This is a genomic window from Prevotella sp. SGI.167, from assembly GCF_050313615.1.
In the GTDB taxonomy this organism is placed as follows: Bacteria; Bacteroidota; Bacteroidia; order Bacteroidales; family Bacteroidaceae; genus Prevotella.
In genome coordinates, this window is the sequence record NZ_JBNPLT010000004.1 from 1 (window position 1) to 14,484 (window position 14,484).

General features: G+C 42.3%; 10 protein-coding genes. 7 read left to right on the forward strand and 3 right to left on the reverse strand.

The annotated features are described in order from the left end of the window. The first annotated feature begins 347 nt into the window (after window positions 1-347). The 5 genes from ACQRBJ_RS03215 (at window position 348) to ACQRBJ_RS03235 (ending at window position 5,341) form a co-directional block, all read left to right on the forward strand. A complete protein-coding gene (locus ACQRBJ_RS03215; RefSeq protein ID WP_445302839.1) occupies window positions 348-620 on the forward strand; it encodes a hypothetical protein in 273 nt (90 codons plus the stop codon). Window positions 621-880: 260 nt separating this feature from the next. Then, on the forward strand, window positions 881-1,207 hold the full coding sequence (locus ACQRBJ_RS03220) for a nucleotidyltransferase domain-containing protein (protein ID WP_295347463.1): 327 nt from the start codon (window positions 881-883) through the stop codon (window positions 1,205-1,207). Continuing rightward, window positions 1,198-1,602 carry a HEPN domain-containing protein gene (locus tag ACQRBJ_RS03225; RefSeq protein ID WP_295347465.1) on the forward strand — a complete coding sequence of 135 codons (405 nt, stop codon included), beginning with the start codon at window positions 1,198-1,200 and terminating at the stop codon, window positions 1,600-1,602. Before ACQRBJ_RS03220 ends, ACQRBJ_RS03225 begins: the two co-directional genes overlap by 10 nt. Window positions 1,603-1,662: 60 nt before the next feature. Continuing rightward, window positions 1,663-3,594 carry a DUF4268 domain-containing protein gene (locus ACQRBJ_RS03230; RefSeq protein WP_445302840.1) on the forward strand — a complete coding sequence of 644 codons (1,932 nt, stop codon included), beginning with the start codon at window positions 1,663-1,665 and terminating at the stop codon, window positions 3,592-3,594. A gap of 7 nt (window positions 3,595-3,601) precedes the next feature. Continuing rightward, window positions 3,602-5,341, forward strand: a complete 1,740-nt coding sequence (locus tag ACQRBJ_RS03235; RefSeq protein ID WP_445302841.1) for an LlaJI family restriction endonuclease — start codon at window positions 3,602-3,604, stop codon at window positions 5,339-5,341. Between the two features lie 4 nt (window positions 5,342-5,345). Here ACQRBJ_RS03235 and ACQRBJ_RS03240 read toward each other — a convergent pair whose 3' ends face one another. Then, window positions 5,346-5,738 (reverse strand): (deoxy)nucleoside triphosphate pyrophosphohydrolase, encoded by a 393-nt coding sequence (locus tag ACQRBJ_RS03240; protein WP_445302842.1) that lies wholly within the window; start codon window positions 5,736-5,738, stop codon window positions 5,346-5,348. A gap of 27 nt (window positions 5,739-5,765) precedes the next feature. Beyond that, complete coding sequence (locus ACQRBJ_RS03245; protein WP_445302843.1) at window positions 5,766-8,537, reverse strand: DUF3427 domain-containing protein; 2,772 nt, start codon at window positions 8,535-8,537, stop codon at window positions 5,766-5,768. Between the two features lie 558 nt (window positions 8,538-9,095). Here ACQRBJ_RS03245 and ACQRBJ_RS03250 point away from each other — a divergent pair. Continuing rightward, window positions 9,096-9,983 carry an Rpn family recombination-promoting nuclease/putative transposase gene (locus ACQRBJ_RS03250; protein WP_445302844.1) on the forward strand — a complete coding sequence of 296 codons (888 nt, stop codon included), beginning with the start codon at window positions 9,096-9,098 and terminating at the stop codon, window positions 9,981-9,983. A gap of 620 nt (window positions 9,984-10,603) precedes the next feature. Here ACQRBJ_RS03250 and ACQRBJ_RS03255 read toward each other — a convergent pair. Then, complete coding sequence (locus ACQRBJ_RS03255) at window positions 10,604-12,808, reverse strand: sodium-translocating pyrophosphatase (protein WP_445302845.1); 2,205 nt, start codon at window positions 12,806-12,808, stop codon at window positions 10,604-10,606. Window positions 12,809-13,009: 201 nt separating this feature from the next. Between ACQRBJ_RS03255 and ACQRBJ_RS03260 the strand changes: the two genes are divergently transcribed. Next, window positions 13,010-14,371 (forward strand): MATE family efflux transporter, encoded by a 1,362-nt coding sequence (locus ACQRBJ_RS03260; protein WP_294971399.1) that lies wholly within the window; start codon window positions 13,010-13,012, stop codon window positions 14,369-14,371. Window positions 14,372-14,484: the final 113 nt, after the last annotated feature.

Below are 14,484 nucleotides of genomic sequence, written 5' to 3' on the forward strand. Positions count from 1 at the left end.
ACACGTTTCCCGTAATCGGGTATTACTTTGTAATATTATGATTTATACCGCAAAACATAGTTTTCTATACCGCAAAACATAGAGATGTGCCCCATAAAACATAGAGTTAGTCTTTTTAACTTAGTTTCAAATCGTAAGCTGCAGAAAATCGATTCTTATCACATGCCAAAATTTGGCAGATACCGAAATTCTTCGTATCTTTGCACCAGCAATCTAAGAAAACGCCTTATATGCCTGAAAACGGTTATCTATGATGACCGGGGCGGGGGATAAATGATGACAGGCGCCACTCATCAATGATGCCCCCGAAAAGGAAAGGAAACGGGGCTTCCGGGGAGATGAGAAAAATGAACCTTTTAACACAAACGACTATAATTAATTACAGCATCATAATGCGTAGCGTGAACGCAAATCTCCTGGCTATCAACCAGGCAAAGAAGGAAGGTAAGACCATCATTGACCTCAATGCTCCAACCACACAGGAGGGAGGCGATGACGGAACTAGCGGTGGCGGTTCTGCTACCGGTGGCAGTGAGAACACAGGAGGCAGCGATGTTGATATATACGTTGAAATGCCCACCCAAGTTTTTCCTTGTGGTTTGTCTGAAAGCATACCTTGAAAAACTTCTAGGCTGCCCAGTTGATATTATCAGAAAGCATCACCACCTCAATCCCTTCCTTCTCAAGGAAGTTGAAAGAGAGGGGATTGAAGTGATTCATCTGAACATTTAAACTAGAAGAGAACAAATACATGAAAATCTGAAGAATATTCCACAATGTTCAGGAATCATTCTACCATATACCTTGTAAATCATGTAATAATTCATAAAAAAGAAGACTTTTGCTTGTCTAATTCAACTTTTTATCTTATCTTTGCAATATGAAGAAGGAACAAGAACATACATTGACTGCTATCCGTGAATGCCTGGCTAAGAATATGCCACCATACGGAAAAGCGATACTTTTTGGCTCACAAGCTAGAGGTACCGCAAGGGATGATAGCGACTGGGACATTCTTGTTATCTTAGACAAGGAACAGCTTCTTCCTTCTGATTATGACAATGTTACCTATCCTCTTACCGAGCTAGGTTGGGATTTAGGCAAAGAAATAAATCCTGTAATGTATTCCGCTAAGGAGTGGCAGAAATATAAAATTACACCATTTTATAAAAACGTAGAAAAGGAAGGAGTAAGATTATGGGGCTAACAAACGATGAAAGAAGTTCTTTAGTAGAACTTCGTCTGGAAAAAGCAAAAAGATTTATAGCAGAAGCAGAGCAAATGCTTTCTATGGGATTATGGGATTTGGCAGCTAATAGGTTTTACTATTCTTGTTTCCATGCTGCTCAGGCACTATTAATACATTATGGGCTTTCGGCACATACTCATGCTGGTACTTTAGGCGTATTTGGCATGAATTTCGTTAAGACAGGTAAAATTGACAAAGAACTTGGTGCATTTTTCTCCAGAATGGAACAATTAAGAATGAAAGCTGATTATAACTGCGAATATGATGTAAGTAATTCAGATGTCGAGAATATGCAGCAACCAGCTCATGACTTTTTAAATAGCATCATCAAACTTATCAACGAAAAACAATAATGTGCAATACAACTTTCACCCGAGAGTCGTACTTTTGCCGAAACATCATTAAAGAACAACATGGAAGATTACGATAAACTTATGATTGGCGACCAATCTGTAGATGGACGCCTTTTAATTGCAGACAAAGACAGACTTTGCTATCAGGTAAAATTAGAAAACAAAGGTGCTTTTAGCATGCGTACCATATCCAAGCAATTACTGGGAGAATTTATAGACTACTATAGAAAGAACCCCGACAAAAAGGCAGAGGATGCCAGAGTAGAACTCAAAGAATTATCTAATATTGATAAATTTGAATATGGCTACAGCGCAACGTTGACAGCTATGGCAAAGATGGTTCTTGACCCAAAGAACGAGCTTATAAGAAAGGGTATCTCTACAGATTCTTTTTCTACAGAAAGTTCTTTACTTAAAGCGGCAGGACTTCAACAGATCTACTATGGTGCTCCAGGCACAGGTAAATCAAAGGCAATCAAGGATTTGACCTTTAGTGAAGACGTTATTCGAACTACATTCCATCCAGACTCAGATTACGCCTCTTTTGTAGGTACTTATAAACCTATTACAGAAGAAGTTGTACTCCGAGATTGTAATGGCAAAAAGGTTATTGATGAGGAAACCGGAAAGGTTGTAAAGGAAGACAGAATTGCCTATAAGTTCATTCCTCAGGCTTTTCTCGAAGCCTATGTTGAAGCGTGGAAAAAACTTGGTAGCAAAAAGAGTGAAAAGAGCGACAAAAGCTATAATAGGATCCACCCAGCACTTCTCGATACTCCAGATATTTTCACTAAGAATAAGGCATCAAAAAAGCAATATCTTATTATCGAAGAAATAAACAGAGGTAATTGCGCCCAGATCTTTGGTGACCTATTCCAATTGCTTGATCGCAACGAATATGGCTTTTCTGATTATCCTATCGTAGCAGACAAGGATATGCAGAAATATCTTGAAAAGGAATTTGAAGGATGGGAGATTACGAATAAAGACAAAATCAATCAGCTCTATGGCGAAGCCAATATGGTAAGCCTCATCATGAGGGGAGAACGACTTGTTCTGCCTTCCAATCTTTATATTTGGGCAACAATGAACACCAGCGACCAGAGCCTCTTCCCTATCGACTCTGCCTTTAAGCGCCGCTGGGATTGGAAGTATGTGCCTATTCGCGAAGGTCGTGACAAAGAAACCAACGCTCCTCTCAACTGGTACATCAACACGGGAGATAAGCAGTACAAATGGTGGTCATTTATCAGCAAGGTTAACAACCTGATTGGTTCACTTACCAATTCAGAAGACAAGAAGCTCGGCTATTTCTTCTGCAAGGCAAAGGATGGCGAAATCGATGCCGATTTATTCGTAAGCAAGGTTATCTTCTATCTCTGGAATGATGTATTCAAGGACTATGGTTTCGATGATAAGGACTTTCAGGATGAAGAAGGCAAGATCCTGTCTTTCGATAGATTCTATGAGGATAAGAACGGCACAACCTACGTTGATATAGCTATCGTTGAGCAGTTCTTGGAGAATTTGGGAGTAGATGAATTCATTTCTGACGAAAGAGAGGAATACATAAATGCCAATGAAGATGAAGAGAATGAAGATTCAAGTAATCCAAACATTTCAAGTCCATCTTTAAAAAGGGAAAAATACTCAATAAATAATAGTGGAGCATATGGTAAATGTGCAGTTCCTTATGAAGCTATTAAGCTATACTCATCAAGTCACCCAACTTTACCTGCCTCAACCATCATTAAAATATGGTCATCACTAAATATCAAACATATACCTCATCTTATAGAAAGTGAACAGGACTTCGAAAGACGTGGACTGAACACCAAAGATGCAAAATTTAGAGATAAGGCTAAAAAATTAACTATAAATGATGAAACAGTTTATATCTCTAATCAATTTAATCCTGGGCGCATTAAAGAGTTTATTCAAAAAGTAAATGCACAAGATTGGGGTATTAACATTGAAGAAATAGACCAATAAAGACATTATGAGAATCCTCATAGAAGAACATCAGTATCAGGCTGAACAGATCAGGGATGTCCTGCACGGCATCGACGCCATGCAGGACATTGATGGCAACGTCAGCATCAACTACGTTGGGTATTACTACAATACCCAGCTTAACGATTGCGTCTTTATTTTGCCGAAAGTACTGCTCGAAGACACCTCAGAGGGCGAAAAAGTATTCGGCAAATACGCCCCAGAAAACATCGTCAACCTGAACCAGAACAACCCACTCTCTCAACAGGAGAAAGACTTCATCTATGAGTTCTCTGTCTGGATTTACCGCACCATCGAGGTTTACAACAATACCACCAGAAACGGCATTGTCTATCACCAGAAAATAGCGTGCCTCGGTAAAAGTAACAGACAAATCAACAACACATTCCTCGATATTCTGCTGGCTCTCATCGACTTCAACAAGCATAACCAGGATTTCATCTTCTTCATCCTGAAGAACATCCATTCCGGTTACAACCGCATTCATTGGTCAAAGACCATAGCCACCACAAGAGCCATTGTCTGCAAAAACAGTCCTGTTTATACCAATCCTGTTAACAGGAAGAAACAGATAAACTTCGATGAAGAATTACTGATTATTTTCTTTTCCATCCTGAACTATATCAGCGAAAGATATGGTTTCACCAATCATATCAACTGCAATTTCCAGTTAATCACAGGTTATCGTTTCAAGTCTTATCTAGATGGACTAGGAAAGACCAGACTCCTCCAGATTAAATACAAGTACTTTTCTGATAAAGCATTATATCTCTGGAAGTTATGCTATGACTTCTTTGACAACGCCAAGCGCATGAACACCCAGAAGGAACGCAAAGAGTATCTTCTGGTTAAGAGTTTCAATATCGTTTTCGAAGCCATTATTGATGAACTTCTGGGAGAAAAGAACATCCCAGCTGGTCTGAAAGAACAGGCTGATGGCAAACGCATAGACCATTTGTACACCTACCAGAACCTGATTACAAGCAAAGATCCAGAGCCTGTTTATTACATCGGTGATAGCAAATATTATAAGCTTGGTCATGCCATCGGAAAAGAATCTGTATATAAGCAGTTTACGTACGCCAGAAATATCATCCAGTGGAACCTGAACCTCTTTATGAATGACGACAAGGACGATGAAGAGCTCCAATACGACAAGCGTAACTTTGGCAACGTACCAAAGCTCCGTGATGATTTGACGGAAGGATACAACATCATTCCGGACTTCTTCATTAGCGCAAAGATGGCAGAGAATCTATCTTTCTCAGACCAGGTATCGTCAACCGACAGGGAACATAAGTGCTTCAATACCCAGCATTTCAATAACCGCCTGTTCGATCGAGACACCCTCCTAGTCTTCCATTACGATGTAAACTTCCTCTATGTCGTATCTCTGTATGCCCGTCATAATGAGCACCAGAAATTTTCCTGGAAGAACAGAGTCCGCAAGATGTTCCGGGATGAAATCCAGAAAATGCTGGATGAAAGATATGAGTTCTATCGCCTTACACCGAAAGAAGGTACTCAAGTAGAAGAATTCGTCAACAGGCATTTCAGAATGCTTATCGGCAAAATCTTCTCTCCATCAAAAGGCAATGATTATCTGATACTTGCACTCGAAAAAAACAATTCTGATGAGAAGCAAAAAGAAGAGATAATAGAGGCTACCAAGGAGAAATTTCATCTAGAGGAATTTGCCTTATCAACTAACGGCAAGATTGACTAGCGTATTATAAGATACTTTCCACTACCCCAACATCCGCTGCAGCCCAGTCGAGATTTTTCAACTCTACAGGGCTGCACCACTTGCTATCAGCATGCTCCCTTCTCCTGAACCCATCAGCCTCAGCTTTTGGAGTACATAGATAGGCTGTCATAGTTATCGAGAAATCGGGATATTCGTGATTCACGGTCACCAACTTCTCTCCTACTTCTACCGGATACTCCATCTCCTCCATCAGCTCACGAGCCAACGCCTGTTGAGGAGTTTCACCTGGTTCTATCTTGCCACCAGGGAACTCCCATTTATAGCTGATATATTCAAACTTCGTCTTGCCTTTCTGCATGCAGAGAAACTTGCCTTCATAGCAAACCACGGCTGCAACCACATTATAATGTTTCATTGTCTTATCTCCTATTTAAAATTTCATTTACTCCATCCATTGGAAATCCTCCTGCAATTCCTGCGGCAACGGATTATCCATGTGAATATCATACAATATGGAACCATTCGTCGTGGCACCCTTTCTTGGATTCTCCAAATACCCTGTTCCAATATAAGTATATGGCAGAGTAATGCCATTCTCGGCACTCACCTTTCTCACAAATACCAATACCCTTTTGGCTGCCCGCTGCAAAGCCTCATCCTTGGCAGAAATACGGGCAATACTTTCCCACTGGAAAACATCTGGCGACAAGAACTTGTCATTATACTTCAAATGTTCATACAGCGAGGCATCCTTCTTTAAACCCGCAAAGATATACATATTGCCATTTTTATAATAAGTGCCATACTGATTGTGCTTCGGATTTTCCAGTATTTTCAAGAGCACCTGGTCCTGACGATAATCCTGCCACAACAGGAAATCTTCTTTCGTTTCAGCATATCTTGCCTCATATTGCGTCAAGCCATAGTTGAGCAAATCTTGCAGATACGCATCATATTCATCTTCTCTTTCGCCACATAAATGCACTTCATCCGCTTCTATCTTCACAGCAAATCCCTCTTCCAGGAATCGCAAAGCGTGCTCCAGTTGCTCATGCCTGAAGCCAGGAATCTCCTCCTGGATATTGGCTTCTATGCGAGATAAAGAAGTCTCTCCCTCCAGTAAATTTCTGATTACTAAATACTCGTGTTCTCTTACCAAAGGCAAAAGACTTGAAAGATAGTTGATGCAAGCAATCTGCTCTTCTGAGAATACAGGCAAATCCTCTTCCTCTATGCCCTTCAAGAAGCCATAATAAGAATTGGTTTTCTTGGAACCAATCTTTATCTTCATGAATTTCAAGAGATTAGGAGCATAATCACTATTCATATAATCCATGTGCGATGGATAAGACGGAGTCTTCAAATATGCCTTGAAATTCTGATAATCCATCTTCAGATAGTTGATGCGATTGAAATTCTCGCTCTCTATCTTGTCAATGATTTCTTCTTTAGAAAGATCGTCGATATGTATCTCAACACCATAATTGTCCAGACCTAAACTTTTGAAATCATTCCTTACCATAAACTTCAAAAGTTTCTTTTCCAAGATGGAATTTCGGGAAAGACTACCAAGTGCCAAGGCTATATGAACGCTACGCTTATAGCTGTTGCCGATGAAATCGAGTATCGTAACATAAGGCTTGTTGGCATACTTACGAAGTCCTCGACCCAATTGCTGTAAGAAGATGGTACTCGATTCCGTTGGGCGCAGGAAAAGCACCATGTTGACACCAGGAATATCCACACCCTCGTTCAGAATATCTACAGCAAACAGGATTTCCAAATCCCGGTTTTCATCTTGCAAATCATTGTAGGCACGAATACGTTCACCGGTCTTGTTCTTACCACTCAAGAAAGCTGTATGATAATAATCACCCAGATTATCAGCCATCATTCTAGCATGCTGGATGTTTCTACAGAAAGCCATAGCTTTCAGTTTCTGTCCTTTCATACGATGTTTCTCTATCTGTTGATGGATAAACTCACAGTTCTCTGGTGTAGAAATCTGTGATATCATACGGCGTTCTCCTGAAGCAGTCAAGCCATAATCAACCAGTTCGTCACGAATGCCGAAATAATGGAATGGCACAATCAGATCATTGATGATGGCATCACGAAGCCGCAACTCGTATGGGATATTATTGCCGAAAATCTCTACTACATCCTGATTATCCATTCGGTTCTCGGTAGCTGTCAAGCCCAACAGGAACTCTGGCTCAAAATAGTCGATGATTTTCCGATAACTGTCCGCAACAGCATGATGACACTCATCGATGATGATATAATCGAATTCCTTCTTATCAAAGAGTTCGAGTGAGCGGCACATAGATACATTGGTAGAAAACAGAAAATCTTCTTCTGTTTCCTTTGCTTCCGCATTATACAAGCCGCAAGTTTTAGAGCCACCAAATACCTTTTGGAATGTCTCTAAGGATTTCTTCAAGATAGAACCCTCGTGCACAATATAGAGTAATCTGTCTGGGTTGAAATTGAGCGCATCAAATGCTGCCAGATATGTCTTTCCGGAACCTGTAGCAGAAATCACCAAAGCCCTCTCCTGTCCGATGGCACGGTAACGATTCAATTCTCGAAGCGCTTTGCGCTGCATATAATTAGGCTTGATATCGGAATTCGCCATATCGTAATCCATATCCCAACGCTCTATAGCAAAACTGAGTTTTGTAGAGTAATCCTTGATTCTATCCTGTGATAATTCATAAGTCTGGTTCCAAAGATTTTCAAACTCATTCATTGCATCAAGATAAGCCTCGGTATCACGGTCGCAGTTTACAACCAAATCCCACTCTATGTTTTTCAACAAAGCATAGCGAGTGATATTAGATGACCCAACAACCATCTCGATTCCATCTTCCATCTCGAAGAGATAGCCCTTGGAGTGGAATCCATTGGTAGAATAGTTTTTCTCATCGTGGAAGCATTCATCATCCAGATGGCATTCAAAATTGGGATATCGAGTTAGGCTCATAAAAAAATTCAAGGATTCTACATCCGTGAAGTTCTGATAGGTAGAAGTGATGATTCTTCCTTTGGCTCCACGCTCTACAGCTGCTTTGATATCTTTAGACAGGAGTACCAAGCCGGCTTTCTTGATAAAGCTGACCGAGAAATCAAATGCCTTGCAGCGACGCAAGTTCATCTGAATGGTTGACAGGAAGGTTGTCTCTGTATAATTTGTTAAGAATCTCGATTTCATAAGCCTTGTATTTTATTTCAAATGCAAAAGTACAAAAAAGAATTCATGCACGTTCCTTTTTCTTATGTTTTCTCACATATTATGTTCATTTTTCTAGAATTTCAATCAACATCTTCTTTCTTACAATGCAAGAATCCGACTTCTTACCATAATATTAAAAGACAATATAAGTTTCGCAATATACATGAAAAAGTTTTTTCCATATTAATGCCACATTTGCCACACTGCACATTAACTATCTGATTTACAGAAAGTAAAGCGTGGCAATAAGAGCATTTTTTATTGCCACTTATTGCCACCTAATGCCACGTGCACGAACACAAAAGCTTTTCTAACATACTAGAGAAGCAATTCTATCTAAAACGTTTGTTGATTGTCAATAAGTTACAAAGACAAAAAATATAATTGGGGACTTTTTCTAGTGGACTCAGTTCTTCACTTTTTTTCCCCTAACCTTTTCCTTACCCTCTTTTAGAAAGAAAATTCTGGAATTTCTTGGCAGATTCAATAAAAATGCGTATCTTCGCAGCAGATTTATAGAATCTAAAATAATTAATTATGGGTAGATACATCAACCCTTTTACCGATTGGGGCTTCAAGCGTCTCTTCGGTCAAGAGTTCAGCAAGGACTTGCTGATTAATTTTTTGAACGACTTGTTTGAAGGCGAGTTTCAAATCAAGGACGTAACATTCAAGGATAAGGAACAGCTTGGAGATTCTAATGATCTCCGTGGCTGCATCTTTGATATCTATTGTGTAACCGACGATGGCAAGCATTTCATCGTTGAGATGCAGAACAGATGGGTACCTTTCTTTGTGAATCGTTCCATCTATTATGCTAGTAAGGCTTTTGTCGCCCAGCGCAAGAGGTTTGATGAAGCAGGTGAGCGCACTCCTGTTTTATACCAGTTTGTGCCGGTTTATGTGGTTTGCATCATGAATTTTATGCCAAGGGGGCACGAGGTGACAAAGTTTAGGACAGACGTGGCTTTAAGAGAAAAGTCCAGCAACTCTATGTTTTCTGATAAGCTTCGTTTCATCTATCTTTCTCTTCCCTTCTTTGATAAGAGTGAGGAAGAATGCGAGACAGGTTTTGAAAAATGGATTTATGTATTGAAGTATATGGAAGTATTGGAAAGATTGCCGTTTACGGCACAGAAGAAGATATTCGATCATCTTGCTAAATTGGCAGATGTTCGTTGCTTGAGTAGTGAGGAACAGGAAAAATACGATGAAAGTATTAAGGCTGTTGACGATTACTACTCCGGTCTTTATGGCTCTTATGTTGAAGGCGAAGAAAAAGGAATAGCTAAAGGTAAAGCAGAAGGCAAAGCGGAAGGTAAAGCGGAAGTAGCCCGTAACATGATGGCAATGGGTATGCCTTGGTCTCAAATCGTGCAGTTAACTGGATTAACAGAAGAACAGCTGAAGCAACTTCAGTCGTAGTGAATGCTATCATTCTTATAAAAATCTGCCCGCGTTCATGAGCATGCTTACTCATGTACATGAGCATCCATACCCATGTACATGAGTAAGCATGACCGAAACGATGAACAAATGTGACCGTGGCCGTCGGGCAACTTTGCCCAAGGCTTCGGGCAAAGTTGGGCAAGGCTTCAGGGCAAATTTCTCATACGCAGATTATTTTCCAGGTATGTACAGCGTGACTTTTCCTGATTTAGTAGTCACTTCTTTTTGTGGGTTCCTAATTTATGCCACATAATTCATTCCGTTCCTTTCTTTCCTATCTTTCTGTGTCTATTCTCCGCAAATTTGCGGAGAATAAGCCAAATAATCTCCGCAACACTTGCAGTATTCGATAAAAATGCCTATTTTTACAGGAAAATTGCTTCTCATGTATACTAGAAAAGCTTTTGTGTTCGCACACGTGGCATTAGGTGGCAATAAGTGGCAATAAAAAACACGCTTATTGCCACGCTTTATTTCCTGTAAATCAAATAGTTAACGCGCAGCGTGGCAAATATGGCATTAATATATAGAAAAAAATAGCCCCTGATGCGTTTCTTGCATCGGGGGCTATTTTTCTAGGGGGTACTATCAGATTTTTACAAGAACGCAATGGTCAAACCTGCCATCACGATACTTACCATCGACATCAACTTGATGAGGATATTGAGCGATGGACCAGAGGTATCCTTGAATGGGTCGCCTACGGTATCGCCTACAATCGTTGCCTTATGATGCTCACTACCCTTGCCTCCGAAGTTGCCCTCCTCTATCATCTTCTTGGCATTGTCCCATGCACCACCTGAATTAGACATGAAGACGGCAAGCGTGAAGCCGGCTGCAAGACCACCGGTAAGAAGACCGAGCACACCGGCAACTCCCAAAACCAGACCTACTACGATAGGAATGATGATGGCAAGAAGAGACGGGATTATCATCTCACGCTGAGCACTGCGGGTACTGATTTCTACACAACGACCGTAATCCGGAGTTGCCTTTCCTTCAAGGATTCCCTGAATCTCACGGAACTGGCGACGAACTTCCTGAACCATTGACTCAGCAGCACGTCCCACAGCTCCCATCGTCAGTCCGCAGAACAGGAAGGCAGCCATCGCACCGAGGAAAGCGCCTACCAGAACCTTAGGATTAATCAGGTTAACCTGGAAGAAGTTGATAAAGTCGATGGTGTTGGCATTCGATGGGTCGAAGAGATTGCCGGCAGCATCCACATACTGCTTGCCATTCTCTACGGCACGAATCATGGCTATCTTAATCTCCTCAATGTAAGATGCAAGAAGCGCCAAAGCTGTAAGGGCTGCTGAACCGATGGCAAAGCCCTTACCGGTAGCTGCTGTGGTATTGCCAAGTGCATCGAGGGCATCGGTACGTTCACGCACCTCCTTACCCAGTCCGCTCATCTCTGCATTACCTCCGGCATTGTCGGCAATAGGACCATAGGCATCGGTAGCAAGGGTGATGCCGAGCGTTGACAACATACCTACGGCTGCGATACCGATGCCATAAAGACCGGTACTGATAGACTTAGCAGACATCGATATGTCAAAACCATTGGCACAGAGGAAACTTAACATGATGGCAACAGAGATGGTTACCACAGGAACCATGGTGGAAATCATTCCCGTTCCGATACCCTTGATAATCACCGTGGCAGGACCTGTCTGCGAAGCCTCAGCTATCTTCTGTGTTGGCTTGTAGCTCTGGGAAGTATAATACTCCGTAGCCTGACCGATGATGACACCAGCCACCAGACCGCTGATAACAGAGAATGAGAGTCCGAGCCAGTTCTCGATGCCCAGGAGATATAATATAATAAAGGTGGCAACGGCGATAAGACCGGCACTTACATTGGTTCCCAAGCCCAGGGAATGGAGCAGATCCTTCATGGATGCGCCTTCCTTGGTACGGACCAGATAGATGCCGATAAGCGAGAGGAAGATGCTGATGGCTGCAATGATCATAGGTGCGATAACGGCACGGAGCTGCATGTCGCTATTCATGGCAAAGGCGGTGGCACCCAGAGCAGCGGTAGAGAGAATAGAACCGCAATAGCTCTCATATAGGTCGGCCCCCATTCCGGCTACGTCGCCTACATTATCACCCACATTATCGGCAATGGTTGCAGGATTCCGGGGATCATCCTCAGGAATATTAGCCTCTACCTTGCCCACCAGGTCAGCTCCCACATCGGCAGCCTTGGTATAGATACCTCCACCTACACGGGCAAAGAGAGCCTGGGTAGAAGCACCCATACCAAAGGTAAGCATGGTGGTAGTGATGGTGATGAGGGCAGTAGACTCACCGGCATACACCGCATTAAGAACAATAAACCAGATGGCAATATCGAGCAATCCGAGACCAACCACAACGAGTCCCATCACGGCACCGCTGCGGAAAGCAATCTTCAGTCCCTTATCGAGACCGGTACGAGCTCCATGGGCTGTACGTGCCGAAGCATAGGTAGCCGTCTTCATACCAAAGAATCCCGCCAGTCCGGAGAAGAGTCCACCGGTAAGGAAAGCGAACGGAACCCACGGATTCTGCACTTTCAGCACATAAGCCATAAAAGCGAAAACAATGGCAAGCACTACGAAGACAATGATCACCACCTTGTACTGCTGCTTGAGGTAGGCCATTGCACCTTTTCTAACATGTGCTGCAATCTCTTTCATTCTCTCGGTTCCCTCGTCCTCTTTCATCATCGAACGGAAGAAGAACCATGCCATTCCCAATGCAACAACGCTGGCTATCGGGATGAGCCAAAATACTAATGGAATGTTGTTCATAATGGTATGTTTATTTGGTTTGTAAATCTGATTGTCAGTTGTTTTGATTCTGCAAATATAGTTTTTTAATCCGATAACTCCAAATAAAACAGAGGAAAAAATCTTTTTCTGAAAGAAAAATTTGGTAGTTACTGAATAAAGCCGTAACTTTGCATTCCTCAATGACAAAATACAAGAAATAGATTAGTAATTAAAAGCAATATGAATAATCATACAACATCCATTGCAACGAATAAGAAACATCATTACCGGGAACTGCTTTCGATAGGATTTCCTATTATTATCGGACAACTAGGAACCATTATTCTGGGATTTGCTGATACGCTGATGATTGGTCATCACAGTACACCTGAACTGGCAGCAGCAGGATTGGTGAACAATATCTTCGGTCTCGTCTTTGTATCCTATATGGGATTCACCTACGGACTCACTCCTATCATCGGCAAGCTTTACGGAGAGGAACGCACCGACTGCATCGGACAGAAGGTTCGCAACTCCTTCATTGCCAATATGCTGACGGGAGCCATTTTTACGGCTGCTCTCATCCTGCTCTATCTCAATCTGGCACATATCGGACAGCCGGAAGAACTGCTATCGCTCATCCGTCCCTACTTCCTGGTGAACCTTGCCTCGGTTCTCTTCATGGGTATCTTCTTTACGATGAAGCAATTCCTGGATGGTATCGGAAAAACCAAGGTGGCGATGTGGGCGATGATAGGCGGAAATGTGGTCAATATCCTCGGCAACTGGGTATTGATTTACGGTGTGGCTGGTTTTCCGGAACTGGGTTTGCTCGGAGCCGGAATCTCAACCTTGGCAAGCCGCATCCTCATGGCTCTGGCAATGGTGAGCATTGTGATTGTCGGCAAGGGATTCAGAGAATACAGACACGACCTCATCCATAGTTCACTTAATAAGGCAGACTTCAAGGAGATGAACCGTCTGGGCTGGCCGGTAGCCTTACAGTTGGGAATGGAATCGGCAGCCTTTACGCTGAGTTGCGTGATGGTAGGCTGGCTGGGTACTATCCCGTTGGCAGCTCATCAGGTAATGATTACCCTCTCCCAGCTCTTCTATCTCGTACTTTCGGGTATGGCAGCAGCGCTGGCAATCCGCGTGAGTCACTTTATGGGACAGAAAGACTATGCTGCCGTACGCCGCAACGCCTACGATGGCTTCCGTCTGAACCTGCTGTTCTCTCTCTGCATGGGAATTCCGGTATTTCTGCTTCGCCACCAGATAGGCGGTTGGTTTAATGACAATGCCGAGGTACAGGCGTATGTGTCGGTATTGATAATCCTGATGATGGTATATCAGTTTGGCGATGGTTTGCAATATACCTTTGCCAATGCCCTTCGAGGTATCGCCTGTGTAAAACCTATGGTGCTCTATGCCTTCATCGCCTACTTCGTCATCTCACTTCCATTGGGCTATACCCTCGGTTTTCCTTGCGGCATGGGCATACTGGGCATCTGGATTGCCTTCCCGTTCGGCTTGACGATAGCAGGCGAAATGTATCGTTGCCGATTTGAGAAAGAACTGAAGAAAATAGAGCAAAGATAGGATAAGAATATACGATTTTACCACGAAAATGAGATTTTTTGGTTCAAAAGTACATTTTTTATTGTAAAAAGCTTGCTTTATATATTTTTTTCATATATCTTTGCTCCCAGTTA

What these genes read in the sequence shown, in the direction of transcription:
- ACQRBJ_RS03215 (WP_445302839.1), top strand. Translation starts at nt 348, where the DNA reads ATGAACCTTTTAACACAAACGACTATAATTAATTACAGCATCATAATG.
- ACQRBJ_RS03220 (WP_295347463.1), top strand. Translation starts at nt 881, where the DNA reads ATGAAGAAGGAACAAGAACATACATTGACTGCTATCCGTGAATGCCTG.
- ACQRBJ_RS03225 (WP_295347465.1), top strand. Translation starts at nt 1,198, where the DNA reads ATGGGGCTAACAAACGATGAAAGAAGTTCTTTAGTAGAACTTCGTCTG.
- ACQRBJ_RS03230 (WP_445302840.1), top strand. Translation starts at nt 1,663, where the DNA reads ATGGAAGATTACGATAAACTTATGATTGGCGACCAATCTGTAGATGGA.
- ACQRBJ_RS03235 (WP_445302841.1), top strand. Translation starts at nt 3,602, where the DNA reads ATGAGAATCCTCATAGAAGAACATCAGTATCAGGCTGAACAGATCAGG.
- ACQRBJ_RS03240 (WP_445302842.1), bottom strand. Translation starts at nt 5,738, where the DNA reads ATGAAACATTATAATGTGGTTGCAGCCGTGGTTTGCTATGAAGGCAAG.
- ACQRBJ_RS03245 (WP_445302843.1), bottom strand. Translation starts at nt 8,537, where the DNA reads ATGAAATCGAGATTCTTAACAAATTATACAGAGACAACCTTCCTGTCA.
- ACQRBJ_RS03250 (WP_445302844.1), top strand. Translation starts at nt 9,096, where the DNA reads ATGGGTAGATACATCAACCCTTTTACCGATTGGGGCTTCAAGCGTCTC.
- ACQRBJ_RS03255 (WP_445302845.1), bottom strand. Translation starts at nt 12,808, where the DNA reads ATGAACAACATTCCATTAGTATTTTGGCTCATCCCGATAGCCAGCGTT.
- ACQRBJ_RS03260 (WP_294971399.1), top strand. Translation starts at nt 13,010, where the DNA reads ATGAATAATCATACAACATCCATTGCAACGAATAAGAAACATCATTAC.